Origin of the sequence: Flavobacterium sp. (assembly GCF_044371705.1) — a bacterium.
In the GTDB taxonomy this organism is placed as follows: Bacteria; Bacteroidota; Bacteroidia; order Flavobacteriales; family Flavobacteriaceae; genus Flavobacterium.
Genome location: NZ_JBILTE010000255.1, coordinates 1 through 2,984, shown reverse-complemented (window position 1 = coordinate 2,984; position 2,984 = coordinate 1). Strand labels below are relative to the sequence as shown.

4 protein-coding genes are annotated in these 2,984 nt (G+C 36.2%); all 4 read right to left on the bottom strand.

Features of this window, described 5'->3' with window-relative positions; genetic code table 11:
• Window positions 1-309 precede the first annotated feature (309 nt).
• The gene (locus tag ACIQ2S_RS12565; protein ID WP_396176518.1) at window positions 310-498 is read right to left on the bottom strand and encodes a hypothetical protein; all 189 of its coding nucleotides are present in this window, start codon (window positions 496-498) and stop codon (window positions 310-312) included.
• A gap of 151 nt (window positions 499-649) precedes the next feature.
• A complete protein-coding gene (gene trxA, locus ACIQ2S_RS12560; RefSeq protein ID WP_396176516.1) occupies window positions 650-952 on the bottom strand; it encodes a thioredoxin in 303 nt (100 codons plus the stop codon).
• Window positions 953-978: 26 nt separating this feature from the next.
• A complete protein-coding gene (locus ACIQ2S_RS12555; protein WP_396176514.1) occupies window positions 979-1,341 on the bottom strand; it encodes a rhodanese-like domain-containing protein in 363 nt (120 codons plus the stop codon).
• A gap of 116 nt (window positions 1,342-1,457) precedes the next feature.
• Entirely contained in the window at window positions 1,458-2,861 is a 1,404-nt protein-coding gene (locus ACIQ2S_RS12550; protein WP_396176512.1) for a rhodanese-like domain-containing protein, read from the bottom strand.
• Between the last annotated feature and the right edge of the window lie 123 nt (window positions 2,862-2,984).

Here is a 2,984-nt window from a genome sequence, read left to right as displayed (position 1 = left end):
ATTTGATTTAGTTCCACAAAAACACGATTCTGAAACGAATCAATGGTATAAAATTGTTTTAATGGAGCATGTGGAAGTAGAACATCTCACACAATTTTTAAATAACCTGAAAGAGGCATTACTACTTGCATGAAAAGTTAATTATCCAAAAGAAAAGACAGTTTTAAAAGCTTAGTTAATAAGAAAATTAATTTTAAATAATGTGCAAACGGGTTTGAACAATAGTAATTTTTGATAAAAATTTAAATTAAAAAAAGACATAAAAAAAACCTGAATAAATCAGGTTTCTTTTATATTTCTAAAACAAAATTATGATTTAGCCTCTTCTTTTTTAGAAGCACAACAAGCTTTTTTCTCACCTGTAGAACATTCTTTTTTCTCAGCAGCAGCTTTTTCAGATTTTGCTTTTTTCTTTTCTTTATTTTTTGGTTCTCCTGCCATAGCATCCATTGAGATGAAGAATGCTGCAACAGCCAATAATGAAACTAATTTTTTCATGGTATAAGATTTTAAAGATTAACAGATTACTAATACAAATATATTGTTTTAAAAATACAAACAACAAAAATAAATGTTAATTGATATAATTATTGCAAATGTACCACGAGTCACTTTGATGCCTCCTAACGGATTTTGTTCTCGCTATCGATTATGCAGCCACTTTTTCAAGAATGACTTGTAAAATTTGCTGCTTGGATAATACGCCCGATTGTCGCCACAATTGTTTGCCGTTTTGAAAAAGCATCATGGTGGGTACTCCGCGTACTTGATAATCGGCTGCCAATGATTGGTTCTTATCCACATCTATTTTAATAATGGAAATGCGTTCGCCCAAACTGTCTTTCACCTCTTTTAAAATGGGAGCTAATGACTGACAAGGTCCGCACCAAGTGGCGAAAAAATCAACCAATACGGGTTTTTCTGAATCAATGATATCTTTGAACGTTTTCATTACTTTATATCTTTAGAATATTTCTCCTACTGCCAACTCAAATAACCACCTTCTAAATCAATGACTTGCGTAAAACCTAAGGCAATCATTTTCTCAGCTGCTTTCTGACTTCTGGCACCACTTCTGCAATACACATACACCGGTTGATTTTTGTCTAGCTTCTGAATATCCGATTCAAAAGATTCCCCATTAACATTGATGTTTACAGCATTTGAAATGGCACCCTCCGAAAATTCTTCAGGAGTGCGAACATCCACAATTTGTACATTACCTTTTGCAATGGCTTCTTTGTAAGTAGCTGTTGGTAGTACTTTTATTTTGGGATCCGACTGCGATTGGCACGAAAGTGTCAGTGCGGTAATTAGTAGTAATACAATTATTTTTTTCATTTTTTTTGAGGTGCTAAGGTTCTAAGGTACTGAGGTACTGAGGTACTGAGGTACTGAGGTGCTATGCGGTGTCTAAGAAAACCTTAGAGCCTTAGTACCTCAGCACCTTAGCACCTCTATAAAGTACTCGGACAAACATAAGCCGTCCGTTTGATTCCGGTGTTTTTAATAGCGGCATAACCGCCTTTAACGTCAATTACATTGTGATACCCGCGTGCTTTCAAAATAGAAGCTGCAATCATACTTCGGTAACCGCCGGCACAATGCACATAGAAATTTTCTTCTTTTGGAAATTCCGCCAAGTGTTCATTTAAAAAGTCCAATGGTGTTGAGGGCACATCTAAAACGTGTTCAGAGGCATATTCGCCCGGTTTACGTACATCAAAAACCGGAACGTTGTCCTTCATTTTTTGTTCCAACGTCGTTGCTTCTACTGTTGTAACCGTATCGTATTCGTAGCCTGCATTTTTCCAGGCATCAAAGCCACCTTTTAAATAACCAATGGTATTGTCGTAACCCACACGAGCCAAGCGTGTAATGGTTTCGTTTTCTCTTCCTTCTTGAGTCACCAACAAAATGGGTTGTTTGTAATCCAATATTAAGGCACCTACCCACGGTGCAAAACCACCGTCTAAACCTATAAAAATAGATTTAGGAATATGTCCTTTGGCAAAATCATCTTGATGACGCACATCTAAAATCAAAGCATCTGTGTCGTTTGCAATCAATTCAAAGGTTTTAGGATCGTAGGCTTGGGCCTCCTTAATAATGTTTTCAACATTTTGATACCCTTCCTTGTTCATTTTTACATTCATCGGGAAATAAGCCGGTGGCGGTAGCAATCCGTCGGTAACTTCTTGCACAAATTCTTCTTTGGTCATATTGGCACGTAACGCATAATTTGTTGCTTTTTGATCTCCTATCGTTCCAACAGTCTCTTTACTTAAATTCTTCCCACAAGCTGAACCTGCTCCATGTGCCGGATAAACAATTACCTCATCTGCCAAAGGCATGATTTTGGTTCGCAAACTATCATATAACAAACCTGCTAATTGTTCTTGGGTCATGTGTGCTGCTTTTTGAGCCAAATCGGGTCGACCCACATCACCTAAAAATAATGTGTCTCCACTAAAAATAGCGTAATCTTTACCGTTTTTATCTTTCAACAAATAGGTCGTGCTTTCCATGGTATGTCCCGGAGTATGCAAGGCGGTAATCGTTAGTTCGCCTAATTGAAATACTTCGCCGTCTTTGGCAATATGAGCTTTAAAACTCGGACTCGCCGTTGGGCCGAAAATGATTGAAGCACCTGTTTTTTCAGCTAAGGTGACATGTCCACTCACAAAATCTGCATGGAAATGAGTTTCAAATATGTACTTAATTTGAGCATTATTTTGCTCAGCTTTATCTATGTAGGGTTGTACTTCACGCAAAGGATCAATAATTGCAACTTGACCTTGACTTTCAATAGAATAAGCTCCTTGAGCTAAACAACCGGTATAAATTTGATCAATCTTCATAATATTATTTACTTGAATAGCAAATTTAATAAATTCTTTCTCACTCTTAAGTAACAAAGGTTACAAATAATAAATAATTCAATTAATTTTTATTAGCAATAAGTTAACAAATTATTTACATAA